Source organism: Gardnerella sp. KA01001, assembly GCF_049244025.1.
Classification (GTDB): domain Bacteria; phylum Actinomycetota; class Actinomycetes; order Actinomycetales; family Bifidobacteriaceae; genus Bifidobacterium; species Bifidobacterium swidsinskii.
The window spans coordinates 498,558-523,302 of record NZ_CP058366.1; the positions used below are offsets into that span (position 1 = coordinate 498,558).

At 43.4% G+C, this 24,745-nt stretch carries 18 protein-coding genes; 10 read left to right on the forward strand and 8 right to left on the reverse strand.

The features are described from left to right. Nucleotides 1-28: 28 nt before the first annotated feature. A complete protein-coding gene (locus HXT59_RS02230) occupies nucleotides 29-286 on the forward strand; it encodes a hypothetical protein (protein WP_041160536.1) in 258 nt (85 codons plus the stop codon). 35 nt (nucleotides 287-321) lie between these two features. On the opposite strand, the gene HXT59_RS02235 is transcribed toward HXT59_RS02230, so the two are convergent. Then, complete coding sequence (locus HXT59_RS02235; protein ID WP_421784002.1) at nucleotides 322-1,104, reverse strand: nitroreductase family protein; 783 nt, start codon at nucleotides 1,102-1,104, stop codon at nucleotides 322-324. 67 nt (nucleotides 1,105-1,171) lie between these two features. After that, nucleotides 1,172-1,627 carry a DUF4235 domain-containing protein gene (locus HXT59_RS02240; RefSeq protein ID WP_421784332.1) on the reverse strand — a complete coding sequence of 152 codons (456 nt, stop codon included), beginning with the start codon at nucleotides 1,625-1,627 and terminating at the stop codon, nucleotides 1,172-1,174. A gap of 169 nt (nucleotides 1,628-1,796) precedes the next feature. Here HXT59_RS02240 and HXT59_RS02245 point away from each other — a divergent pair, with 169 nt between their 5' ends. The 3 genes from HXT59_RS02245 to HXT59_RS02255 all read left to right on the forward strand — a co-directional run bounded on the left by HXT59_RS02245 (nucleotide 1,797) and on the right by HXT59_RS02255 (nucleotide 5,725). Further along, nucleotides 1,797-2,507 carry a histidine phosphatase family protein gene (locus HXT59_RS02245; protein ID WP_012914537.1) on the forward strand — a complete coding sequence of 237 codons (711 nt, stop codon included), beginning with the start codon at nucleotides 1,797-1,799 and terminating at the stop codon, nucleotides 2,505-2,507. Nucleotides 2,508-2,693: 186 nt separating this feature from the next. Continuing rightward, nucleotides 2,694-4,109: an ABC transporter substrate-binding protein gene (locus HXT59_RS02250; RefSeq protein ID WP_012914536.1), complete on the forward strand. Its 1,416-nt coding sequence runs from the start codon at nucleotides 2,694-2,696 to the stop codon at nucleotides 4,107-4,109. Nucleotides 4,110-4,381: 272 nt separating this feature from the next. After that, nucleotides 4,382-5,725, forward strand: coding sequence for an ABC transporter substrate-binding protein (locus HXT59_RS02255; RefSeq protein ID WP_012914535.1), 1,344 nt, complete (start codon nucleotides 4,382-4,384; stop codon nucleotides 5,723-5,725). A gap of 146 nt (nucleotides 5,726-5,871) precedes the next feature. Here the strand turns inward: HXT59_RS02255 and HXT59_RS02260 are convergent, their stop codons facing one another. Beyond that, nucleotides 5,872-6,885 (reverse strand): LacI family DNA-binding transcriptional regulator, encoded by a 1,014-nt coding sequence (locus HXT59_RS02260; protein ID WP_421784004.1) that lies wholly within the window; start codon nucleotides 6,883-6,885, stop codon nucleotides 5,872-5,874. A gap of 301 nt (nucleotides 6,886-7,186) precedes the next feature. Here HXT59_RS02260 and HXT59_RS02265 point away from each other — a divergent pair, with 301 nt between their 5' ends. The 3 genes from HXT59_RS02265 to HXT59_RS02275 all read left to right on the forward strand — a co-directional run bounded on the left by HXT59_RS02265 (nucleotide 7,187) and on the right by HXT59_RS02275 (nucleotide 9,664). After that, on the forward strand, nucleotides 7,187-8,038 hold the full coding sequence (locus HXT59_RS02265; protein WP_004108156.1) for a carbohydrate ABC transporter permease: 852 nt from the start codon (nucleotides 7,187-7,189) through the stop codon (nucleotides 8,036-8,038). Continuing rightward, nucleotides 8,035-8,868: a carbohydrate ABC transporter permease gene (locus HXT59_RS02270; RefSeq protein ID WP_004104804.1), complete on the forward strand. Its 834-nt coding sequence runs from the start codon at nucleotides 8,035-8,037 to the stop codon at nucleotides 8,866-8,868. The genes HXT59_RS02265 and HXT59_RS02270 overlap by 4 nt, the downstream gene beginning before the upstream one ends. A gap of 187 nt (nucleotides 8,869-9,055) precedes the next feature. Then, complete coding sequence (locus HXT59_RS02275; RefSeq protein WP_004108152.1) at nucleotides 9,056-9,664, forward strand: hypothetical protein; 609 nt, start codon at nucleotides 9,056-9,058, stop codon at nucleotides 9,662-9,664. A gap of 481 nt (nucleotides 9,665-10,145) precedes the next feature. Here the strand turns inward: HXT59_RS02275 and malQ are convergent, their stop codons facing one another. The 5 genes from malQ to HXT59_RS02300 all read right to left on the reverse strand — a co-directional run bounded on the left by malQ (nucleotide 10,146) and on the right by HXT59_RS02300 (nucleotide 18,709). After that, a complete protein-coding gene (malQ, locus tag HXT59_RS02280) occupies nucleotides 10,146-12,395 on the reverse strand; it encodes a 4-alpha-glucanotransferase (RefSeq protein ID WP_421784006.1) in 2,250 nt (749 codons plus the stop codon). A gap of 277 nt (nucleotides 12,396-12,672) precedes the next feature. Further along, nucleotides 12,673-14,682 carry a type I pullulanase gene (gene pulA, locus HXT59_RS02285; protein ID WP_004108138.1) on the reverse strand — a complete coding sequence of 670 codons (2,010 nt, stop codon included), beginning with the start codon at nucleotides 14,680-14,682 and terminating at the stop codon, nucleotides 12,673-12,675. A 311-nt stretch (nucleotides 14,683-14,993) separates the two neighbouring features. Beyond that, nucleotides 14,994-15,917 carry a sugar ABC transporter permease gene (locus HXT59_RS02290; RefSeq protein ID WP_004104797.1) on the reverse strand — a complete coding sequence of 308 codons (924 nt, stop codon included), beginning with the start codon at nucleotides 15,915-15,917 and terminating at the stop codon, nucleotides 14,994-14,996. Beyond that, a complete protein-coding gene (locus HXT59_RS02295) occupies nucleotides 15,914-17,320 on the reverse strand; it encodes a carbohydrate ABC transporter permease (protein ID WP_004108136.1) in 1,407 nt (468 codons plus the stop codon). Before HXT59_RS02295 ends, HXT59_RS02290 begins: the two co-directional genes overlap by 4 nt. A gap of 159 nt (nucleotides 17,321-17,479) precedes the next feature. Continuing rightward, on the reverse strand, nucleotides 17,480-18,709 hold the full coding sequence (locus tag HXT59_RS02300; protein ID WP_004108134.1) for an extracellular solute-binding protein: 1,230 nt from the start codon (nucleotides 18,707-18,709) through the stop codon (nucleotides 17,480-17,482). A gap of 258 nt (nucleotides 18,710-18,967) precedes the next feature. On the opposite strand from HXT59_RS02300, the gene HXT59_RS02305 reads away from it, so the two are divergent. The 3 genes from HXT59_RS02305 (at nucleotide 18,968) to HXT59_RS02315 (ending at nucleotide 24,366) form a co-directional block, all read left to right on the forward strand. After that, nucleotides 18,968-20,668: an alpha-amylase family glycosyl hydrolase gene (locus tag HXT59_RS02305; protein ID WP_004108132.1), complete on the forward strand. Its 1,701-nt coding sequence runs from the start codon at nucleotides 18,968-18,970 to the stop codon at nucleotides 20,666-20,668. 77 nt (nucleotides 20,669-20,745) lie between these two features. Beyond that, nucleotides 20,746-21,582: a TraX family protein gene (locus HXT59_RS02310; protein ID WP_004108130.1), complete on the forward strand. Its 837-nt coding sequence runs from the start codon at nucleotides 20,746-20,748 to the stop codon at nucleotides 21,580-21,582. A 96-nt stretch (nucleotides 21,583-21,678) separates the two neighbouring features. After that, a complete protein-coding gene (locus HXT59_RS02315) occupies nucleotides 21,679-24,366 on the forward strand; it encodes a TIM-barrel domain-containing protein (RefSeq protein WP_421784009.1) in 2,688 nt (895 codons plus the stop codon). Nucleotides 24,367-24,745: the final 379 nt, after the last annotated feature.

Sequence of the window (24,745 nt, forward strand, 5' to 3'; positions counted from 1 at the left end):
TGTTAAGCGGTTTGCTACCATAAAAGCTATGTATTTCTTTACTCCGAGGCGCTGCGAATCTACCCAAAAAATCATGTACAAGAATAAAGGGCAGGCTCTTATGGCAGCGGAGCAAAGTCTACGAGAGCGTGGCGCACAATTGTGGGTTTATGCTTGTGAATATTGCGGATGCTGGCATTTGACGCATAAGAATCCGGTAGATCGCATGTATTCCGATATGCGATCGCCGTCTGCAAGCGCGAAGCCGAAATCTAGAAAGCGCGGGTACAAGCCAAGACGGCGTTAAGTTAAAACGGCACTAAATTAAAACGGTGTTAAATCTTATGCAACATTAAAACCTTGCCTTGCAACCTGCTCAACATCTTCTGCTTCGTGTTTTTTGGCAATATCGTCTGCTGCTATAGCAAGAATTTGCGCGCTGAAAGCGTCAACCGGTCTGCTAGTATTTCGCAAATCGTAATATTGATGCACGCGATTGTCGAAATCGGCAAGATTCTCTAGTAATTCAGCATCGTCAGCAGGGTAAGTGTTTTCAAAAATCTGCATGCTAGTACTCATGCGCGACTTTAATTCCGGATTTTGTGCAGGCTTACCAATTGCCAAGCCGAGCACGGGATACGTGTATTCAGGCAAATTCAAAATATCAATAAGCTGAGTTCTACTGTTCAAAATTGAACCGAGGATTACGCAACCAAGACCCAAAGATTCCGCGGCAGTTTCCATGGTGTGAAGTGCCAAAATGACGTCATTTTGAGCTTGAGTAAAGCGGTAACGAGTTTTAAGCATAAATTCGTCGCTGCCTGTATCGATGCCATTTTTTTGTGCAATTGCGGCGTTTCTGTGCTGGTCAATAATAAAAACGTACAACAGCGGAGCTGTAGCAATATATGTTTGATTGCCAATTTCGGAAAGCTTCTGCTTAATTGAGCTATTCGTAATTTTAATCGCTGACCAGTCGTTCAAAAACTGGCTGCAAGCAGCGCGTTGAGCCACGGTTTCAAGAGTCGCGACTGTATCTTCGTCAATTGCTTCGTTGCAAAAAGCGCGAATAGATCGGCGGTTCAGTAGAGTATCAATAGTTTCGTTGTGACGTAAGTTTTGCACGTTATTCTTATTCCTTACTTTCCTTATTCTTCGATTATTTCTGCATTGTAGTTTCATTTGTTCAAAATTAGAATTTATTTTTTCGAAACTGTCGCTTTCTTTGCCTTCGCGCAACATAAGACAAGGTTCCGTGACTTACTAAGCGACCAACAATCGTAGTAAGAATCGCAGAAAATACTGCAAACCCAAGAGACATTAGCAATGGTTCTTCTTGCTTAACACGTTGCTTTTGTGTGATTTTTTCTTTAGAAAGATTGTTAGGACGATTATTAGAGTTTAAATTGATTTTTCTAGTATCAACATGTTTTTCCCATATTAAGTGCGCAATCTGCCCAGCTATAAACGTTGCAAAAGACGGAAGTGCGGCTTTAAGCAACGAATCTCCTAAAGTATTTGGATTTTTTAATCGGCGCTCGCGAAGCGCATCAATCTTACGATTCGCTGCATTCAGTCGTTGTACGGTAGCTTGAGTCGCACGATGGTTTCGTTGAATTTTAGTATTAGCCGATGATAATTGCGTCATATTTTCTATGTTAGTGGTAACGAAATACCAATTTTGGCGGTACCATGGAACAGTAATCTTGATTCGCGGCAAAGTGGCTGCAAGTTAAGAAATGCTTACGTAAAGCAATCGTGCTGCTAGGCGTCCAGTGCGATGTGTGTACATGGCGCTGGTGAGGAATGTGAAGACTATGCAAAATAACGGCACTAAAGAATCCTCTCAGAAAGAATGCTCGAAGCAGGGTTGCTTGGTGTTACTTCGTCACGGTCAAACCGCTTGGAGTGTGTCTGGTCAGCATACTGGGCGCACGGATTTGCCTCTTACTGAAGTTGGTGTTGAGCAAGCAAAAGAGGCTGGTGCTAGATTGCAGTGTGTGTTCACAAAAGGTTTTGATGAGGATTGTGTGCTTGTAAGCCCGCTTCGTCGCGCGCAGCAAACAGCTCAGTTTGCTGGATTTGCTTCGTATACAATTTGTGATAGCGCGCTGGAGTGGGATTATGGTGCTGCTGAGGGTCGCACGCGCGCTGATATTTCTAAACTAAGTGGAGTTGAGGCGTGGGATGTGTGGAAACATGGTCCTAAAGTTCTTCCTTCTCACATGGTTAGTGATGCTAAAGAAGTGCTTCCTAGTGGAGAGACAGTGGATGTGCACAGGACTTCTGGAGAAAGCTTGCAAGAGGTTTCGGATCGTACTCAAAAGATTATTGATATGGCAATGCCTAAATTGAAATTAGGTAAGGACGTGCTTGTTGTTGCACATGCTCATGTGTTGCGTATTCTTACTGCGCGCTGGCTTGGAGTAAACCCAGATTTTGCGCGACTTCTTCGTATGGATACCGCGCATTATTCTGTGTTGGGCACGTATAAAGGCGACAATGTAATTGTGCATTGGAATTGTTGAAATACGGTTTAAAATTTCAGATATTTCCATATATTTTAGTGCGATTTGCGCAAATTTTTTGCAAAGATATTTATATATTTGAGTCTTGCGTTTGCTGTAATATTAGTTCACTACGGTGATTTAAATAGTATTCAATAGCAGTAATTAGTTAGTTCGTAAGAGATTAGCAGTATATGGAAAGGTTCGATGATGAGTCGTTCGGTTAAGTCGATTATTGCGCTAGTGGTTTGCGCTGTTTTGGCGGCTTGTGCGTTTACTGCTTTTGGTTTTTCTCAGTCTTTTGGCGCAAATGCCGATAGGTCTGCTAATGGGAAGGTTATTTTCTTCAACTTGAAGCCTGAAGCTACTGCTATGTGGGAAGAAGTTGCTAAAGAATACACAAAACAGACTGGTGTTACAGTAAGCATAGTTACGCCAACTGGCGGTCAGTATGAAAAGAGACTTAAAACCGAAGTTGAGAAATATAAAGATAATCCAGATAGCATGCCTACGTTATTCCAGATTAACGGTCCTGTTGGCTACGCTAACTGGAAGGATTACACTGCTGATTTAACTAATTCCCCTCTTTATACGCAACTTAGCAATAAAAATCTTGCTTTTATGGATAACGGTAAGCCGGTTGCTGTGCCATATGTTACTGAAAATTACGGCTTGATTTACAACAAGGCTTTGCTTGCTAGGTATGCGGATCTTAAAGATGCAAAGTTGCAGCCAGAAGAAAACGGCAAATCTTTTGAAGATCAAATAACTAATTTCGCTGCGTTGAAGGCTGTTGCAGACGATTTGCAAAAGCGCAAGGATGAGCTTGGTATTGACGGTGCTTTTGCGTCCGCAGGTTTTGATTTAAGCTCCGACTGGCGTTTTAAGACGCATCTTGCAAATATGCCTTTGTATTATCAATTCGTTAAGAATAACGTTAATGGTCAGCCTCAGTCAATTAATTACGACTATGTTGATAATTTCAGGAAGATTTTTGACCTTTATATTTCTGATTCCACAACTCCTGTAAGCCAGTTAAGTACTAAAACTGGCGAGGATGCTGTTTATGAGTTTGCTCTTGGTAAAGCTGTGTTCTACCAGAATGGTACTTGGGCTTGGGGTGATTTTTCAAAAGCTGGCATAAAGCCTGACGATGTTGGCATGCTACCAATTTATATTGGTGCTAAGGGCGAAGAGAAACAAGGCATGGCTACCGGTTCGGAAAATTATTGGTGCATTAATAAAAAGGCTTCAAGGCGGAATCAGGAAGCAACTAATGCCTTCCTTAATTGGTTACTTACTACAAATTATGGTAAGGATGCTTTGGCTAATAAAATGGGCTTTGCTACTCCTTTCAAAGGTTTCCCTAAAGCAGAAAATCCTCTAGTTCAGGCTGCTGTTGATTACACTGCTAAGCCTGGCAAATTGCCTGTTAAGTGGGTGTTTGTTACTATGCCATCTAACGGTTGGAAAGACGATGTTGGCTCTGATCTGCTTACATATGCTCAAGCAACAAAAGACGGTATGACTTCTATTGGCGCTAATAAGGCATGGGCTACTCTTAAATCCGCGTTTGTTGACGGCTGGGCTAAGGAATATAAGATTGCTCATGGGCAGAGTTAGTTTAATTAAATAATTTGTTTTGAACTATAATCCTCAAGGGGTTGCACAATCGTTTGCTAAATTGTTGTGCAATCCCTTTAATTATTGCCAAAAATACGTGCTAATTTTATCGAATATATTAGTGGGTGGTGTTTTTATAATGACACGCGTCAATTTACTTATGCTATCGTTTGCAATATTGCAGCAGTTGAGGCATAATAAATATTGTCGATAAGGACACCTAGAGGTGTGGCAGTCCAATGACGGGATTGTCGGCATAGGAGAAAGGTTCGATGATGAATCGTACAATTAAATCAACAATTGCACTGGTAGCTTGCTCGGCAATGGCTTTTGGCGCGCTTGCAGCTTGCGGATCCTCCTCAAGTGACAGCTCTGCTAAAGGTAAGGTTTACTTCTTGAACTTTAAGCCAGAAGCTGCAGATCAGTGGAAGGAAGTAGCTAAGGCATACACCAAGAAAACAGGTGTTGAGGTTAAGGTTCAAACTGCTGCTTCCGGAACTTATGAGCAGTCTTTGAAGAGTGAAATCAGCAAGGGTAATGAAGCTCCTACACTCTTCCAGATCAACGGTCCAGTTGGTTACGCAAGCTGGAAGGATTACACTGCTGATTTGAAGGATACTGAGCTTTATAGCCAACTTCAGAACAAGGATATTGCTTTGAAGGATGGAGATAAGGTTGTTGGTATTCCATATGCAATGGAAACCTACGGCTTGATTTACAACAAGGCTTTGCTTAAGAAGTACACCGAGCTTAAGGATGCTAAGGTAAAGTCTGCTGAAGAAATCAACTCCTTCGATAAGTTGAAGGCTGTTGCAGATGATATTCAAAAGCACAAGTCAGATCTTGGCGTTGAAGGCGCCTTTACTTCTGCTGGTTTTGATTCCAGCTCTGATTGGCGTTTTAAGACCCACCTTGCAAATCTTCCTTTGTACTATGAGTTCAAGGAAGATCATGTTACCAAGCAGCCTGCAAAGGTAAAGGGTAGCTTCCTTGACGGTTATAAGAAGATTTTCGATCTTTACATTACTGATTCCACTACACCAGCAACAAAGATTGGTTCCAAGACTGGTGAAGATGCTAATGCTGAGTTCTCCCAGGGTAAAGCTGTGTTCTACCAGAATGGTACTTGGGCTTGGGGTGACCTCTCCAAGGCTGGTATGAAGGCTGAAGACCTTGGTATGCTTCCAATTTATATTGGTGCTAAGGGCGAAGAAAAGCAAGGCTTGGCAACTGGTTCTGAGAACTATTGGTGCATAAATGAGAAGACGTCTGATGCTAACAAGAAGGCAACTAAGGACTTCTTGAAGTGGTTGCTTACTTCCGATGCTGGTAAGGATGCTTTGTCTAAGAAGATGGGCTTCACTACTCCATTCAAGAGCTTCGCAGATATCAAGTCCGACAACCCATTGACTCAAGCAGCCGTTGAAGATGCTAAGTCTGGTAAGACTCCAGTAAGCTGGAACTTCACCGTAATGCCATCTGATAACTGGAAGAACGACCTTGGCTCCGCTTTGCTTGAGTACGCTCAGGGCACCGGCAAGTGGGATAAGGTCAAGACAGCATTCGTGGATGGTTGGGCTAAGGAATATTCTCAGGCTCATGAAGATGACAACTGATCCATTAATAAACAAACAGACGTTATACCTGCTGACGTAAGCAAGCAAAGGTGACGTAAGCAAATCCGCTAGGATACTGGCACATTATAGTGCTAAGTCCTAGCGGATTTTGTTATTTCGATATTTTCTAGAAAACTATAAAAGGTCTACTCTTTTAATAATGCAGCTGTGCTTGAACGCACAATAAGTTGCGCTGGAACAATGCGATATGGATCTTCAACTTCCTCTGCGTTTATAAGCGCAAGCGTGATATTTGCCGCAGTAGAAGCAATATCAACTGGATCCTGTCTAATAGTAGTTAAGCCAGTTTCATGCGCGTAAAAACTATCGTCAAAACCAATAATTGACACATCTTTTGGAGTAGAATACCCGCTGCGTGCAAGCTGAAACATAAGCGGTATTGCAATATCATCTTCTTGGCATGCAATTGCTGTTGGCATAATTGAACTTCCAAGAAGCATAGAAACTATGGCGCTTATGCGATCAGAATTAGCAGGTGCCACAATTTCTGTAGGTGTGATCCCGCTATTTTGGCATTCATCAATAAAAGAATGGTAACGCTGCAATACGCTGAAATGTAGTGAAACGTCACGAGTTGTGCGCACATATGCAATATTGCGATGCCCTAAACCGATTAAGTGGCGTGCCATAAGTCTTGCACCTTGGTCATCGTCAATATTGATAGTCGCGTCAAAATCGCATTTTTGTGGATATAAGCAGTTTATGCCAACAATTGGCACGCCTGTTGATTTAAGTTGTGCGATTTCGTTGGTATTTACGTCAAAGGAGCACACAACAACGGCGTCAGCATTACGTCTAGTTGGGAGCATTGTGAAAAATTCACTACGCTCTTTACTGCTGGAAATCTGAAAAATAGACAAATCATATCCAGCTGTGTGGAATACTTGATTCAATCCTTGAATAATAGATGCAGAAAACCATAGACGAATTTGATCGCTAATCAATAAAGCGATGCGCAAGGTTTTACCAGATTTTAGTGCTGCTGCAGATTTCGAAATAGAAAAATTCAATTGTTCGGCAATGGCCAATACTTTATTGCGAGTGGATGCAGATACTAAGTTTGGTCGTGTAAATGAACGCGACACAGTAGAAACTGACACATGAGCTTTATTCGCTACATCTTGAATATTTGCCGACATGTGAACTCCTTTATTCGCGTATAACAAACGTGTAGCACAGCCTTGTGTTTAATTGTTTAGTGCGAACTTTTATAGTTCGAAACAAACAAACGTTTGCAGACATTTCTATTTTAGCAAATTTTGCTGGAATGCCAACGATAATAAGCAATTTTTTAAAATTAAATTCTGATATTTGTTTGAAGTGACATATCGAAAATGACAACGTTTGACATAGCTAATTCATGTAGTAGAATGAAGTTATTGGTTCGGGACAGCGATGTCTACGTGGATGTCGCGCTCAAGGAGGAGAAAGTGACGAGTCATGATTAGTATGAGCGGAAAAGCAATACGTAAATGGTGGTGGTTATTTGCGCTGCCAACGTTTGCTGCGTTTATTGTTGGCTTCTTAGTGCCATTTATTATGGGTGTGTACTTGAGCTTTAGAAAATTCACTACTGTGACTGATGGTAAGTTTGTGGGTTTTCGTAACTACTATAGAGCTTTAAAAGATCCGCATCTTGTTTATTCGTTTTTGTTCACAACGCTTTTTGCAGTTATTACAACAATAATTATTAATGTTATTGCTTTTGCAATTGCGTACATGCTTACTAAGAAGTTCAAGGGCACGACGATATTCAGAGCCGTGTTCTTTATGCCAAATCTTATTGGCGGTATCGTTTTAAGCTATATTTGGCAGCTCTTGTTAAATGGTATACTCGGCTACTTCAATCGTACGATTACGTTCTCTGAAGTATTCGGTTTCTGGGGTCTTGTGATTGTTGTTTGCTGGCAGCAAATTGGCTATATGATGATTATTTATATCGCAGGAATGCAGGCTCTTCCAGGAGATGTTATGGAAGCAGCTGCTGTCGATGGTGCAAGTCCAAGGCAGACTTTATTCAAGATTACTATTCCATTGATGATGCCTTCTATTACTGTTTGCACATTCTTAACAATTACCAACGGCTTCAAGCTTTTCGATCAGAACTTCGCATTAACTAACGGTGGTCCGTCAAGGAAAACAGAGATGTTAGCTCTTAATATTTATAGAACTTTCACTACTCCAAGATGTGAAGGCGTTGGCCAGGCTCAGGCAGTCATGTTCTTCATTGTTGTGGCTGTTATTGCTATGGTTCAGAATATGCTCACTAGGTCAAAGGAGGTAGCGGCATGAACGAGAAAACAAAGCATCCTGCGTTATGGACGGTGCTGTTCACTCTTATAAGCTTGTTATGGATTTTTCCTATAGCTTTAGTAGTGCTGAATTCTTTCAAGTCTAAGGTTGATATTGCCAGCAATCCTTTTACTTTTAGTTCAAAATCGTTTGTTGGAATGTCTAACTACGTATTAGGTTCAAATCGTACTGATTTTCCGATGAGTTTCCTCTGGACCATTGTTGTAACTGTTGGTTCTGTGATTCTCATTCTTCTGTGCACGTCAATGTGTGCATGGTGGATTGTTCGTGTGAACAATTGGGCAGCAAAACTTCTATACGTTTTGTTCCTGTTTAACATGATTGTGCCATTCCAGATGGTTATGTACACCCTTGCTTACATTACGAACACTTTAAAGTTGAATACTCCATGGGGATTGTGGATTATTTACTTAGGCTTTGGTGCAGGACTTGCAGTGTTTATTTTCACTGGTGTGATTAAGGGTATTCCGCAAGAACTCGAAGAGTCTGCAATGATTGATGGTGCTTCTGTGCCACGTATATTCTTCCAGATTATTGTGCCGATTATGCGACCTGCTATTATTTCGGTTTCAATCTTGCAGGCAATGTGGATTTGGAATGACTTCCTGCTTCCATTCTTGACGCTCGATCTCAACAAGTATAAGACTATTTCTATAGCTGTTCAGTATTTGAAGGGCGGCTATGGATCTGTCGAGATGGGCGCAATGATGGGCTGCTTGGTTATGGCAATTGTTCCAATCATAATCTTCTACCTCATCTGCCAGAAGTACATTATTAAAGGTGTTATGTCTGGTGCAGTAAAGGGATAAATTAATTCTCCTCCAAAATTCAAGTGGCAGTGAAAGCGGCGGTGTGTGCATACTATTACGTTTGTGCACACCGTCATTATTTTTAATAGTTACGTTAGTTTGTAATTAGGTGGTAGAGTTCGTTATTAGAGTATCTATAGATAGTAAAGCATAGGAATTGCGTCATAAAACCAGGAGATAGTATAGAATGATTTTCTCGTTTGGAAGCCCAGATTCAAAGTTTGCGCAAAGCATGGAAACATTTGCTGATGCCGTGTGGCTTACAATATTGATGATTTTAACAAGCTTTCCTTTAATTACTATCGGCGCTTCTCTTTGTGCTGGTCATGATGCTGCAAGACGTACAGAGCAAGGTGAAGGACATATTACTGCAGCTTATTTTCGCGCGTTTGCTAGCAATTTTTTGGAATCTACTATTATTTGGGCTGTAATGGGACCAGTTTTGCTTGCTATTATTTGGCTATGGCTTTGCGTGTGGTTTACTCCACTTTTAATTATTAAATTTATTCTGAGCATATTGTGGGTTATTGTTGCCGAATGGGTGTTTGCATTACAAGCGCGTTTTAAAAATTCAATTGATAAAACAGTGGCTAATTCTCTTATTTTTGGTATTTCGTATTGGAAAGAAACTCTTATAATGACACTGCTAGATATAGTGTTTATTGTGTTAATATTTGCATCAATCGTATATTTGCCGCAGGGTTTGCCTTTGTTGGTATTCATTGGTTGGGGATCGCTTATTATGCTGCATACTCCGATTTTAGAGCGTGTATTTGCAAAGTATATTAAGAAGTAATTTCTGCGTTATGGCGCGACGACCTGCTTGAGCGCAGCATTGTGCGCGCGAAAGCAACTCGGAGCGCCGAGCTTGCTTAGGGTTGAAAGCACGGTGTGCTTTCAACGCAAGCGAGGTCTGCCTTCGTCTCGATTGACGAAGGCAGGGCAGGTTTGTGTGGCTGTGCTTTAGAAATTAGGTTGTGACTGGTGTGCGCTGATGACCTGCTTGAGCGCTGCGATTTAGCGCGCGAGTGTTGCTGCTTATTTGTGTTATTGACGCAGATTACGTACTGCGCGAGTAACGGTGTTGAGGCAGGGGGTTTGCTGCTTACTCCATAACCCCCCATAACCCCATAATTAATGAGGCGAGCACTATTATAGATGCTCGCCTCACATAGGACATCATGTAAGAAATATTTTGATTTGCTACTATGCAAATCATATTCCTTACGAGGGGGGGGGGGGAATAGAGTCAGTTCATCGGTAAACCAACTATTAAATTATACATGCTTCCGTGTATTTTCGCCGCGCATAACTGCCGTCATAGATAGCACTCGTGGTGACTTAAATACTTCATCGGTGTGAACTACACGACCATCAGCATCAGCAAGTGGAATACGCCAGTTTGGATACTCTGTACTAGTTCCAGGCTGATTCTGTGAACGCTTCTCGCCGACAGCATCAACCAAAGCTACTTGCAAAAGCAAAGATGGGGAAGTGAGCATAATTGCATGCATAGCTTCCACAATTTCTTGTGCATGACCTTCAACATCCTCAGCAGCATCTTTGCTAATCCAACCGTTCTCAAGAAGCATCTTCATCATTGCATCGCGTTCAGCTTGAGCAGCCTCCTGGAACGTTTCTACGGAGTCTGTAAGCAGATGAAGTTGCTCGCGAAGCTTGACATGCTCAAAGGCAAGATAACCAGCTGTAGGTGGCATATCGTGCGTAGTAACGGAAGCAAGAGCATACTCTCGATATGTAGACGGATTAGCAAAAATAATTTGCTTCTTTCCAGCCTTCTTAGTAGCGGCTTCAGCTTCGTCGTCGTGGGTGAACCACTCAACAACAGTGCCAAGCACGCCATGAGATGCAAGAACCTTAGAAACATACTTCGGCACAGTGCCCAAATCTTCGCCAATAACAACACCGCCTGCGCGAGTTGCTTCAATAGTGAGAACTGCGAGCATTGCATCTACATTGTAGTACACATACGCGCCGTTTCTAGCGCCCTGTCCTTGTGGAATCCACCACAAGCGGAACAATCCAAGAACGTGATCAATACGAGCAGCTCCTGCATGCAAGAACACGTTATGAACCATGTCTCGGTAAGCAATATAGCCAGTTTCATCCAAATAATTTGGATCGAATGGAGGTTGACCCCAATCCTGACCTTGCTGGTTGTAGAAATCAGGAGGAGCACCAACGCTTACACCATTAGCAAATCGTTCCGGACTCCACCAAACGTCAGCACCGTAGCCGTGTACGCCAACTGCCATGTCTTGCATAAGACCAATTGCCATACCAGCAGCTTTAGCTTCAGCGTGAGCTGTAGCAACTTGCTCATCAGCAATCCACTGAAGCCAACGATGGAACTCAAACAAGTCAGCATGTTCGCGCTTAAGTCGCTCAATTTGCGGAGTGCCTTTGCCTGTAGTGTCAAACCACAAATTCTCGCCCCAAGGAGCACCCCAAACCTCAAACGCAACACACCAAGTTGCAAAGGCGTCAAGATCTTCACCAGAACGATGCTTAAACTCACTAAACTCGCGCTCGCGCTCGGTAGAACGAGGTTGCTTGAAAATAATACGCAACGCAGGAAGCTTGGCATCCCATGCAGCGTTGATATCTATAGGATTTGGATTATTGTTTTGAGGAGCAATAGACTCATGCAATTGCTCTACTTTAGCAAGATCTTCGCCACTTAATTCAGCATATTCCGGAATATCTTGCGGACGAATATAAGTGACATTCAAGAACCTACGAGACTCAGGTAAGTACGGTGAAGGCTCAAGAGGTGTTACTGGAGCGCACGCATGAATTGGATTAATCAGCATAAAATCAGCCTTGCCGATTTCTCCAGCATCCTTAAGTAGGCGACGCAAATCGCCATAATCGCCAATTCCCCAAGAATCTTTTGAACGCACAGAATACATTTGCGTCATGAATCCCCAACGGTGCTTTTGCTTAACGCTTTCAGGCAATGGAATACGCGCAGGTGCGGCAATCAATGTTACATCAGCATGTTGAGCCGTCTCGCCATTCGCGCTGATTACTTTGGCATGCAAAGTGTGGTAGCCCATTGGCAAATCATCCGGAAGTTCAATGAACAAGTCTCCATCGTCTTCGGATTGAATATCGCCTAACGAGTCTTCATAATCTGTTCCATCTTCGAGTGTAAGAGAAATGTGAATTTGCTCTTTTTTGGCATCTCCTGCGTGAATTGGTACGCAAGTTTTTGCGCCATTAAACGAAACGACAGTTGGTGGCAATAACTCGCTAGAGCGTTTGCGCTGAACCTTCTCGTATGAAATTGCAATATTGTCTTGAGTGTCGGCAGGCATGCCTAATGCATCAAGTACTCCAACTAATGCTTCATCTGTAATTTCGGTGTAGCCTCCTTGCTGATCAATATAAAAAGTGGCAACGCCGCACGCCTTAGCAAGCTTAATAAGTGGACGTGCAAGACGTTCTGCGCTTTCTTCCATAGGCTTATCAGCATCAGCTTTGCCAGTAGCTGTTGTTGTCATGGTGCTCCTTCTACTTTATGATTTGGCACATTCCTAACATCGTCGTAAGCGTGCCAAATGTGCAACTATGGCGATAGCGTGTAAATCAATACATCTCTGGATTGAAATACACCCTGCCTGTCAATTATATAAATACCTGACATCGTTTGCAAATTAGCGTTGCGACATATTTGCTAGTTTTTATAAGTAATTGCAACTAAACACAAGTGTTGTGATTACTCATGTTTAGTTGCAATCGTCTGACAGTTTATTATTTTTTTTACTTACTAAAACGCAATTACTTGTTGCTAAGCACAACAAAAGTTCTGATAGGCAAGTGTAGGGTAGCAGCGCTTTTTTCAGTTGTAATATTTACCGCGGTGTCAGGTTGTTTTCCAGTCCACTTAGCAAAATAATCACTTGAATTAAGTACGCAATGCCACTCTTGAGCCTTTGCGCTATGAATAGCAGGTAGCTGAATAGTTGCATCTTCATGATACATAGGATTTGCGCAAACAATTAAATTATTGCCAATGCGCGTAGCCAAAACAGTATGGTTAGACGTTTCAAGTTGTTTGCGTTTGCCATCATACAATGAGCTATATTCAGCGCGAAGCTTTATAAGTGCACGATACCATTGAACAAGCGGATTGAAACGTTCAGCGCGCGCCCAGTCAAGCTGGTTCATTAGTACACCGCGATTATAAGAATTATCGCAACCGTGCTTAGTGCGTCCAAACTCTTCTCCGCTTAGCATAAACGGCGTGCCTGCAGAGCACAAAACAATTCCAGCTGCAAACATATTAGCGTTCAAAATATCCGCAACTTGTTGTGCATCTTGAGCGTCAAACTCAAAATCGCTAGCATTCTCGCGCATAGAGATACAAAGCTTATCCCAGAAAGTCAAATCGTCGTGAGCAGAAGTATATTGAACAATCTGTCCAACTTCTTTACCTGCAGAAGGCGTATCACGCCATGCATTAAGAGTTTGGCGAGCCGCATCTGAGCACCAGAGCTCATTGCCATTTACATACCCGCGGTCGAGATGGTTCATGACGTTGCCTTTGAGGGAATCGCGAGACTCGTCACTAAACCAGCCTATGCGCTCGTTAAGAGTGCTTCTGCCGTCTTTATCTCCCATCGGAACTTTTTCATCAACAGCAGGATCCGAAGCACTCCACGGTTCTCCATACATAACAATATCTTTACCGCCAGGAAGCTCATCTAATGCAGCTCGTGCCTGATTTAAGGTTTCAGTATCAGTCAATCCCATAAGATCAAAACGGAAACCATCAATGTGATAGCAGCGTGCCCAATGCAGCAAAGATTCAATAATAAACCTGCGGAACATAGGATGTTCAGAAGCCATTTCATTTCCACAGCCAGAGCCGTTAGCAAAAGATCCGTCAGAGTCTCGCCTGCAGAAATACCCAGGAGCCATGCATTCGAAAGCGTTTTCTGCAGACTTGTACATGTGATTATAAACAACATCCATAATTACGCGTTGGCCATTAGCATGTAATGCCGCAATCATTGCTTTGCATTCGCGAATTCGCGCAGTGCCGTCGTAAGGATTGCTAGAATAAGCACCTTCAGGAACGTTGTAAGCGTGAGGATCATAACCCCAGTTGTATAGAGAATCTAATTCTTCTGCTGAAGCACCGTTTTTGCGCGCATTGTCGATTGCGGATTCGTCAACTGTTGCAAAATCGTAAATAGGTTCGAGTTGCACATGAGTAATGCCAAGCTGCTTTAAATAATCCAAGCCAGTAGGGAAGTTGCATTCAGAAGAATCTGGATTTTGCAAAGATGTATGTTCATCAGTAAAAGCGAGATATTGGCCTCTATGCTCTGGCTTAAAGCCGCCATTAGGATTGCTGCTGAAATCTGCAACATGCGTTTCCCACACAACCATTGCATGACGCACAAACTTAGGAGACTTATCTTTATGCCAATTGGCAGGAGACACTCGCTCATCGTCTATGACAAGGCTGCGCTCACCATTTACACCGCTCGCTACACCCCAAGGGTCACTAGTTCGATTTACTGTGCCATCTTGGAAAGTAACAAGATAATCGTAGTATATGCCGTCTAAACGCTTACGGAAATTAATCCGCCAAGCTCCGTCATGCAACGGTTTCAATTCGTGTGTTTGAATTGGCTCACTGTTGTTTCCGGTTTCAAAAAGTCTTAACGTCACATTCTGTGCAGTTGGTGCCCATACAGTAAATGTTGTAGATTTAGCGTTTAAAGTAAATCCAAGAGGTCCTTCGTATACAGGCCATGTTGCCGAAGATGGAGTCGTCATATAGGGTATCCTTCTTCCTTCGCTATTTTGCGAATTGTCTAAATTTTCTAAATTATTTAATCGTATTAGTAATTATACAGTTTTTAAATTTTATTATTTACTTATTGTTCTGTTATCAAGTTTTTTTATGTTTTGCGGCACTATTTGGCTAAACACGGTAGGGTTTATGCGATAGCCATTATCGTATTAAGTCAAACGGCGAGTGTGTTAAGTTATTTTTTATTTTTACGTGTTCGTGTTGTCTAGCGAAAGAGAAGGCTGAAACGCTCGAAAGCGTCTCAGCCTTCAGTAGATTTATATCCTGTAAATTATCAGCCTTTAACGGAGCCAGACATGGACTCTTCGTAGAAGCGCTGCATAATAATGAACAGGATTACGATTGGTATGGAAATGCACACAGCGCCTGCCGCGAATGCAGCGTACCAATCAGGTAGATACTTTTTGGTAAGCATCTCCATTAATCCGTAAGCAACTGTGTAGTTTTCCTTATTGTCTCTCACTACTGTCTTCACCATAACGAAGTCTAGCCATGGTCCCAAGAATCCAGTAATTGCTTGGAACACAATCATAGGCTTGCAGATTGGAACAATAATCTTCCAGAATACTTGCCACTTTGTGCATCCATCCAAGTATGCAGCTTCATCCAAAGACTTTGGAATAGTATCCATGTAGCCCTTCATAATGTAGAAGCCGGCACCGCTACCTGCAGAATAAACGATAATAAGTGCGATTAATACAATCGAACCTTTTGTTAAACCAAGAGCCTTCAAAATGAAGTAGATAGCAATAACAGCCATGATACCTGGGAACATACCAAGAATCAGAGCAAGATTCATGAATGTCTTACGTCCTTTGAAACGGAGACGAGACATGCAGAAGGACACCGCTAACACAAACACCAAAGAAATAATGCACACGAAAATTGACACAATCAAAGTGTTGAGGAACATTCGTGGGAAATTAATGTCATCGGTATCGGTAAATAACTTTATATAGTTATTTAGTGAGTATTCAGTTGGGAAGAAGGTTTTCTGATAGGAACCAGTGTTCTTGTTGAAGCTTTCTAACAAAACCCACAAGATTGGAATCAGCCAAATAACTGACAACACCAGCAAGAACAAATGTGAGAAAGTATCTCCAATTACTCTTCTGACATGTTGATCTTTAAGGAAAGAAACACTACGAGTGCTCTTTACAACAGCTTCTTCGTTCTTAGTTGTAGTTTTATCACTCACCGGAATCCCTCCTCATTCTTGTAAGATCCAGAGTTGCGATACGTAATCAGTGCTACGACAGCAAGCACAATGAACGTCAAAATACCAATTACTGCACCTGCGTTGTAGTTTTGCTGGTCAACAGTCAACTTGTAGAGCCATGTGATAAGCAAGTCGGTGCCGCCTGCACTGTTGACTTTGCTACTTGCTGGACCACCTTTTGTTAAGAGGTAAATAACGTTGAAGTTATTGATGTTGCCAGTAAAGGTAGTAATCAAATATGGAGTCATAACAAAGATGATGTACGGCATTGTGACGTTCATGAAACGTTGCCACCAACCTGCGCCATCGAGCTCTGCAGCTTCGTAAAGTTCTGCAGGAACGTTTTGCAAGATACCTGTAATCTGCATGATGGTGAATGGAATACCAACCCAAAGATTGATAAGAATTACCGTCACTCGAGCCCAAGTTACATCCGTAAGGAAAGGAAGCTCCTGATGTATCCAACCGTTTTGCTTAAAGACAATGTTAATAACACCGTTCTGGCTAAGCATATTGTTCATAATAAGCAATGAAACAAACTGTGGAACTGCAATTGTAAGGGAGAAGCAAGTTCGCCACAATCCCTTAAGACGAGTGGACTTTCTATTGATTATCATTGCAATGAACATGCCGAGGAAGAAGTTCAGGAAGGTTGCAAGGAATGCCCAAACAAGAGTCCAGATTAATACGTCAAAGAATACGTCAGCTTTAATTAAATCACTTTTTCCGGTTAAGAATTGAGAAAAAACGTCTAACCCAATCCAACTGAATTTTTGTTGATGATTCTCGTCATAGCTTGTGAAAGCCATAGAAATCATGAAGAACAATGGCAAAATTGTGAATAACACAATGCCAGCAGTTGGAAGAGTCATAAAACCGACGTGTGCTTTTTCGTCAAGAAGAGTCTTCGCATCATCAATGAAATTAAGTGGCTTCTTGCCGTCTGCCATTACAGATTGCGCTTTGTACGCGCTGCGAAGAGCGAGAGTTGCCAGATATACAAGCAATACAATCGCTAATATCGACATAACTCCATACAGTAAAATTTCTACAGAATTATCGCCTGCACTGTATCGCCAGAATCCGTTGACTTTAACTCTGCCCTGTTCTACTGTGCCAAGAGTGTTGATTTTTGGAAGATAATCCAATCCAATTGTAAATAAGAATACGAATAAAGTTGCTTCGCACGCTAAGAATATAACGCCTTTGATGTATTGCTTGCGGACAAAATTGCCAAAGCCAAATATGACAACAGAAATCCATGAAAGAATGTCCGCATGTTTTGCAGCCTCTTTCAGTGAATAAGGTGAAGGAGCAAAGCGTTCTGCAGTTGACGTCTTCTTCTGGCGTCTTTCTCGCTTTGTGGATGTCGTGCCAGTCATGACATGCCTTTCATGTAAACAAAATTATTTTGTAGAAGATAAACAATGCGCCCCACCCCTTGCCGGAGCGGGGGCTGGGGCGCATTGTTTTACTCAAAGTGCATAAAACACTGCTTATGCATCTATTTAGATTTGTTGGCTAGAGTAAGTTTTGTTTACTTACTTCTCTAAGCCCTTAGCAAATTCTGCGGTCTGCGCGGCAGCATTATCGCCAGTAATCTTACCGGTGGAGATAGAAGTGCCGAATGCTTGAACTGGATCCCAGAACTTACCCATTTCAGGAATTGCTGGCTGCAAGACAGAAGTCTTAGCAATGGTTTCCATCTGAGCAACAGCAGCTGGCTCTGCCTTTACGCTATCAGCAAGGGACTTGTCAGAAGGAATTGCACCTTCCTTTTCGAAAGCAATCTGCTGGGACTTCTTGGAGCCCAAGAATGCAGCGAACTTAGCAGCCATCTCTGGAGACTTGGTGTTGGTGTTGTAAGCAACAGCCTTAGAACCAGCGAAGGACTTCATCTGGTGCTCGCCAGACTCAGTCTTGAAGGTTGGAAGAGCAGCTGCAGCATAGTTATCCTTCAAGGCGTCCTTAACCTTGGCTGCATCCCAAGAACCGGAGAACATTGCATCAACGGAGCCGTCCTTCAAGCCAGCCAAGCCGCGACCATTTCCATCAAGTACGAAGTGCTTTTCGTTTCCAACGAGCTTTGTTGCAATGTACTTGGTAACTTCAGCAGCCTTATCACTGAGCTTCATGCCAGCCTTAGCATCGTTTCCATTTTCGCCGAAGAGCGTCATATTGCCATCGAGGTAGAAGCCTGGGAGATACCAAGCATTAGCAAGATCGAATGAAACCTTGCCCTTTTCAAGCATCTTGTCGAGGGACTTAACGTCATCAGCGGAGAACTTGGACTTGTTGTAGTACATGAACCAAGTGTTGCCGGTGTAAGGAACGCCGTAAAGTTTACCGTCCTGAGCGGTAACAGACTTGATCAAAGTATCTTCGTTCTGTTCCTTAACTTGCTTTGTGGCGTCATCGCTTAATTCGCCGATTGCTCCAGCCTTTACCAAGTCGCCGAGCTGATCGTTAGGGAAGAGGAACACATCAGCAGCAGCCTTAGCATCCTGCTTAACAGCCTTAGCAGCGTCTGGTGGCTCAACAACAGCGTTCTTGAAAGTAACGTTTGGATTTTCCTTCTTGAATTCTGCTTCAACAGTCTTAATCCAGCCGCCATCTTTCTGATCGTCAGCAGAACCCCAAACGGTGAGCTGAACAGGTGCTGAATCAGCAGCCTTCTTAGCGCTATTGTTAGTGCTTGAACCGCAAGCTGCAAATCCAAACAAAGTAGCAACTGCAAGACCTGCACCCAGCATCTTCTTAATATTCGTCATCCTTGACCTCCTATATCATGCCAAAAACTGGCATATCATTTGGTGGCGTAGTAACGGACTCCGTTGTGGCGCAACATCGCGATTGCTGCGTAGAGCAGCGTCACAAGTCTCACAAATCCGTTCGTAAGCACTGTGTAGTATACACGGATATCGTGTCGTTTGCAAATGAGTGGCGGGTTAATCTGTATATTTCGCCCTATAAATTTTTTCAAGTGGTTGCGTGTAAACTAAATAGCACAACGCTAGAAGGGTGAAATAATGGCATTATACGATCATGCTCAGTGGCTTAAAGACGCGGTTTTTTACGAAATCTATCCGCAAAGTTTTTGTGATTCCAATGGCGATGGCATAGGTGACATTCAAGGAATTATCAAAAAGTTAGACTATGTAAAATCGCTTGGCTGCAACGCAATTTGGCTTAATCCTTGCTATGACTCGCCTTTTAAAGATGCGGGCTATGACGTGCGCGACTACAAAAAAGTAGCTGCTCGCTATGGCACTAACGAAGACTTGCAGCAGCTTTTTAGTGAAGCTCACAATCAAGGAATCCGCATATTGCTTGATTTAGTGCCAGGTCACACTAGTGAAGAACATGAATGGTTCCGCGAAAGTTCAAAAGCTCAAGAAAACGAGTTCAGTAAGCGCTACATTTGGACCGACAGTGCGTTTAGCGGCTATTCTATGCCGTTTGTTGGTGGTGAAACTGAGCGTGACGCCACTTATATTCTAAACTTCTTCAAATGTCAGCCTGCATTAAACTACGGTTTTGCACATAGGGATAGAGCTTGGCAATCCGCTCCAGATTCCAAAGAAGCGGCAGAAACTCGCGCTGCAATGGTTGATATTATGCGATTTTGGCTTTCGCTTGGTGCGGATGGATTCCGAGTTGATATGGCTGATTCGCTTGTAAAAAACGATGACAATAATGGCGAAGGAAGTCTTGGAAAAGACAATACAATTCGCGCATGGCAGGAAATGCTTGGCACTGTAAAAGAAGAGTATCCGCAGGCTGCTTTTGTGTCCGAATGGGGCAGACCGCGTCAGGCTCTTGCTGCCGGATTCGACATGGACTTCTATTTGAATTGGCGCTGGGATGGCAATCCTAATGGTTATGCGCGTTTACTTCGTGACGTTGATAACGCTTTAGATAACAATTCTGAGCGCGATCACAGCTACTTTAATGCGCACGGTGGCGGCAGTATTTGCCCATTTTTAGACGATTATTACCCACAATATGAGTCAACCTGCAACCAAGGTTACTTTAGTTTCATCACATGCAATCACGATACGCCGCGTCTTGCTCCGCGTCTTGACGATCGTGAGCGTCGCGTGGCTTTTGGCATGATACTCACTATGCCAGGCGTGCCATTCGTGTATTACGGCGACGAAATTGGCATGAAATATCGCGATATTCCAACAAAAGAAGGCGGCTACGCTCGTACGGGCACTCGTACGCCAATGCAATGGGATGATGCAAAGAATTTTGGCTTCTCAATGGCTGCAAAATCTAAATTATACTTGCCTGTTGAAGCGCGAGCAGACGGAAGAACTTGCGCAAATTCTCGAAAACAAGCAGTGGAAAGTGGTGAAATTCCAACTGTTTCTGCGCAAATTAATTGCGAAGATTCCTTCCTTTCGTGGGTGCGCTCGCTTATTGCGCTTCGCCATAGACGCAAATCTTTGCAAGCTGACGCGTCTTGGAGAGTTTTGTATGCTCCGGTTGACGGCCGCGGCTTTGCTTACGAGCGTTGCGCAAAAGGTGGCGCAGGAGAATCAGCTGTGGAACGAAGCATTGTGGTTATGAACCCAGGTGTAAATAGTGAAACAGTTTCATTAGAAGCATTAGCGAATCTTACGCAAGAATCTGCTTACAATCCATTACTGAAAATTGGAGAAATATCAGTTGATGGTGATTGCTTAACACTCGGCGCTCAAAGTTTTGCAGTGTTTGGAATGTAAATTACAGGTTAGGTAGATACGCGACTACGGATAAAGTTTATATAAACTAGGTATGCGCAAATAAACAAGGACGTGCAATGAGTATTAATAGTGGTAAAGCAATAATGCGTGATAGCGGTAACGCGAATAAGGAAATGCTTGATGCAAACGGCAAACCAATTCGTGCTGACCGTAACATAAAAACTGGAATCACGCTCAATAAACTCAAAATGCTCGGCGCTTTTATGCTTATGCTAGGTGCATTTAGTAACACAGTAATTGCACGAATGTTCGGCGGAACAGTAACCAATAATATGTTTGCATTGACAGTCATATTAGTTTGTGAATTTATAAGCTGGACTGCAGTGCCATGGTATGCGTGGATACTAGTACGCGGATACCATAACACGCATAATTTGAATCTTTACATGTTGAGATTGCTGATTTTAGCAGTGGTTTGCGAAGTTCCATACGATTTGGTGAATTCAAAATGTTTGTTCGACATGCGTTCGCAAAATCCTGTATTTGCAATGGTTATTTCCCTATTCGTACTTTCGAGTATAGATACAATTAGGGAACGTTTAAGCGGATTTAGTAAAGGTTTTGCTATTACCGTGCTTATCATTGCGGGTCTTCTTTGGAATTTGATAGGAAAAGTTTTTGTGCAGCATGGAATTTTCTTCGGCGGCGTAACTTTGCTTATTTTCGTACTTCTTTTTGAATTATTAAAAAAGCGCGAAATTACTATGGAGATGACTGCAGGAATGTTCGGCGCTATGTCGATGCTTACACCTGGTATTGGTGTAGCTGTGTTGCATTATCGTAGCCCTTATGGTGATGGTCCTAAAAACTCGACGACGTTCCGTTGTGTTATGTATGCGTGGTATCCGCTGATGTTGATCATTGCGTCAGTGTTTGCAGTATACATTCATTAAAGTTATAAGTTGTAAGCAAACAAAATAATACATAAAATAATACATAAAATTGTTAATAAGCAAAGTTGCAAGGTAACAGCAGAGATGTGCAGTAGTATGGACTCTTCCAAGTTGGGAATTTTTTATAAGTACGCAACTGATTCAAATGCAAAGGCGCAGGATAGTCAGGTAATTAAGGGCGAAAAGTGGCGAATTACGGTTATTACAGATTCGCTTATTCGTCTTGAGTGGAGTGACGACGGAAAGTTTGTTGACAATCCTACGCAAACTGTAATCTGTCGCAATTTTGCACAGAAAAGCTCGGATACTCAGCCGCAGTTTAGTGCGCGCAAAAACGAAAACGGATGGCTGGAAGTCGAAACTGAAAAGCTGCATCTTACTTATAATTGCGAAGCTTTTAGTAAAGAAGGATTAAGTATTGTTGTGCGCGGAGTGCCGTGTACTCAATTTAACACGTGGCATTACGGCGACGACTGCCCGGGAAATCTTCTTGGAACTTTTAGAACTTTGGATCAGGCGAACGGCCCAGTAAAACTTGGTAAAGGAATACTTTCGCGCGACGGATGGTCTGTTTTAGACGATTCTGCAACTTGCGAAATTGTGCCAGCTGAGGAAATAAATGGCAAACCAAACCCGTATGGGGCTTGGGTTAAGTCGCGTGCGCAAAAAGTTAGCGAGCAATCAGGAAGATATAAAGACTTATACTTCTTCGGCTACGGGCACCACTACATTCAAGCAATTCAAGACTTTTATAAGCTTACGGGCGCTCAGCCGCTGCTGCCACGTTTTGCGCTAAGCAATTGGTGGAGCCGCTACTATCGCTACCGTCAAGACGAATATTTGCAATTGCATAATCGTTTTAAGCGCGAAGGCATACCTTTTAGCACGGCTGTTATTGACATGGATTGGCATGTTACTGATGTTGATCCGAAGTATGGATCCGGTTGGACGGGCTATACGTGGAACGAGGAACTTTTCCCGGATCATCGTGCTTTTTTGCGTAAACTTAACGCTGCTGGATTGTCTCCAACTTTGAACTTGCATCCGCGCGACGGCGTGCGTGCGTTTGAAAAAGATTATCCGCAAGTTGCGCAAGATGCTGGCATTGATCCGGCAAGCGGCAAAGCTGTGGAATTTGATTTAACGAATCCGCAGTTTGTGAAGGCTTACTTCAACATGCATCATCGTATGGAAGATGAAGGCGTGCGATTTTGGTGGATTGACTGGCAGCAGGGGGGAGTTACGCGCGAGCCTGGCTTGGATCCTCTTTGGATGCTGAACCACATGCATTATGAGGACGCTGCGCGCGAAGGTCGATGGCCTATTACGTTCTCTCGTTATGCTGGCCCTGGTTCGCATCGCTACCCAGTTGGATTCTCGGGAGATACCGTTACTACTTGGGATTCGCTTGCTTTCCAAACTTACTTCACTTCTACAGCTTCCAATATTGGCTACGGATGGTGGAGTCACGATATTGGCGGACACATGCTTGGCGTTAGAAATAACGAGTTGGAAGCGCGATGGTACGCTTTCGGCGCGTTTAGTCCTATTAATCGTTTGCACTCTACTTGCTCGCCATTCGCTGGAAAAGAGCCGTGGAATTTCCCTCGGGAGACTCGCGAAGCAATGGTGAAAATGCTTCGTTTGCGCGCGGAACTTTTGCCATACGTTTATACGATGAATTATCGCGCGGCTTTTGATGGCAGGCCGATTATTGAGCCAATGTACTGGCAGTCGCCGGAAGTTGGAATGGCTTACGAAATTCCTAACGAGTACCGTTTTGGAAGCGAGCTTATAGTATCGCCGATTGTTTCGCCTAACGACGCGGCTGCTTTGCGCGGATGTGCTGGAGTTTGGTTGCCGGAAGGCGATTGGTACGATTTGTTTGACGGACGCAGGTATGTGTCTCGCGGCTGGAATGGCCGCAGATTTGAAGCGTGGCGCTCACTTGACCGCGTGCCGGCTTTTGCGCGCGCTGGAGCGATTGTGCCTCTGCAAGTTTTGCCGGAAGTTGCAGATTGCGAGCGTAGTGCTGAGACCGCTGAATCTGTTAATAGCATTGAAAATCCGCGGGCTTTGCGAGTTCTTGCATTCCCTGGAGCTGACGGCGAATTTGTGATGCGAGAAGATAACGGCGATTTTGCTGCCGCGTCTGCTGGAAATACTGCTAATACGCGTATGAATTTTGTGTGGCGAGACGGCAATGGTTCTTCGCAATTTATTATTTCCGGTGTTGCAGGATGTGATGCTGCCGTAGAATCTGTGCCGCAAAAACGCAACTGGAACGTTGTATTTAGAGGAGTTGCTTGCATAGATTTTGCTCACGCGCGCGTGTTTGTTGGGAGCCGAGAGCTTAACGCAAGCGAGTTTGCGGTTTCTTACGAAGGCGAAGAGGCGACTTTGAGCTTGTCGGTTTCTGTGAAAGACGTGCCAGCTCGTTCGGAAGTTTGCGTAATTGTTGACGGTGGATTGCAAATCGCTGCCGACCCTAAAGTTGGCGACGCTTACCGATTCCTGCTTCAAGCGCAAGTGCCGTACAGAGGCAAGGAAATGGCTTTTGATGCAGTGCGAGATTCTGGCGGAAGTGCAAGTGCTATTGCTGAAATCTCAACTCTTGAATACGAGAACGAATCGGAAGCAGAAAAGTATCGCAACAGCGTTGATATGCTTAACGCTTACGCAACCGACCAGCCTTCCGTAGTTAAGTGGGCGCAATGGCGTTGCACACTGCCTGTTTCGGTAAAGCACGCGCTTGAGGAGATTTTGCTGCGCTCGGTTGAGTAATTCCGTCAGCGCGAGCGCGACGACCTGCCTGAGCGCATAGAGCGTAGCGCGCGAAGGCAACTCGGAGCGGAAACTCGCTTAAGTTGGAAGTCCAGTGGACTTCCAACGCGAGTTTCGCGCGCGAGCGTAATCCGCGCGAGCGCTGTCTGCGCCAGTAACGAAAAAACGGAGTTATACGTTACTCGCGCAGAAACCGTACTGCGTCAGTAACGAAATTGCTTAGTTTTGCGATTTGACATGCCATCTCAATTAACCAATTTTTCACAGAAGTGCTAGAATACTGCACGGTAGTGTGACGAAAATCACATATTTTCGTTGCGTCTATCTGTAGCGTTTGTAATATCGCTAAAGTTGGCAATATTACAGCTTTACAATCGCA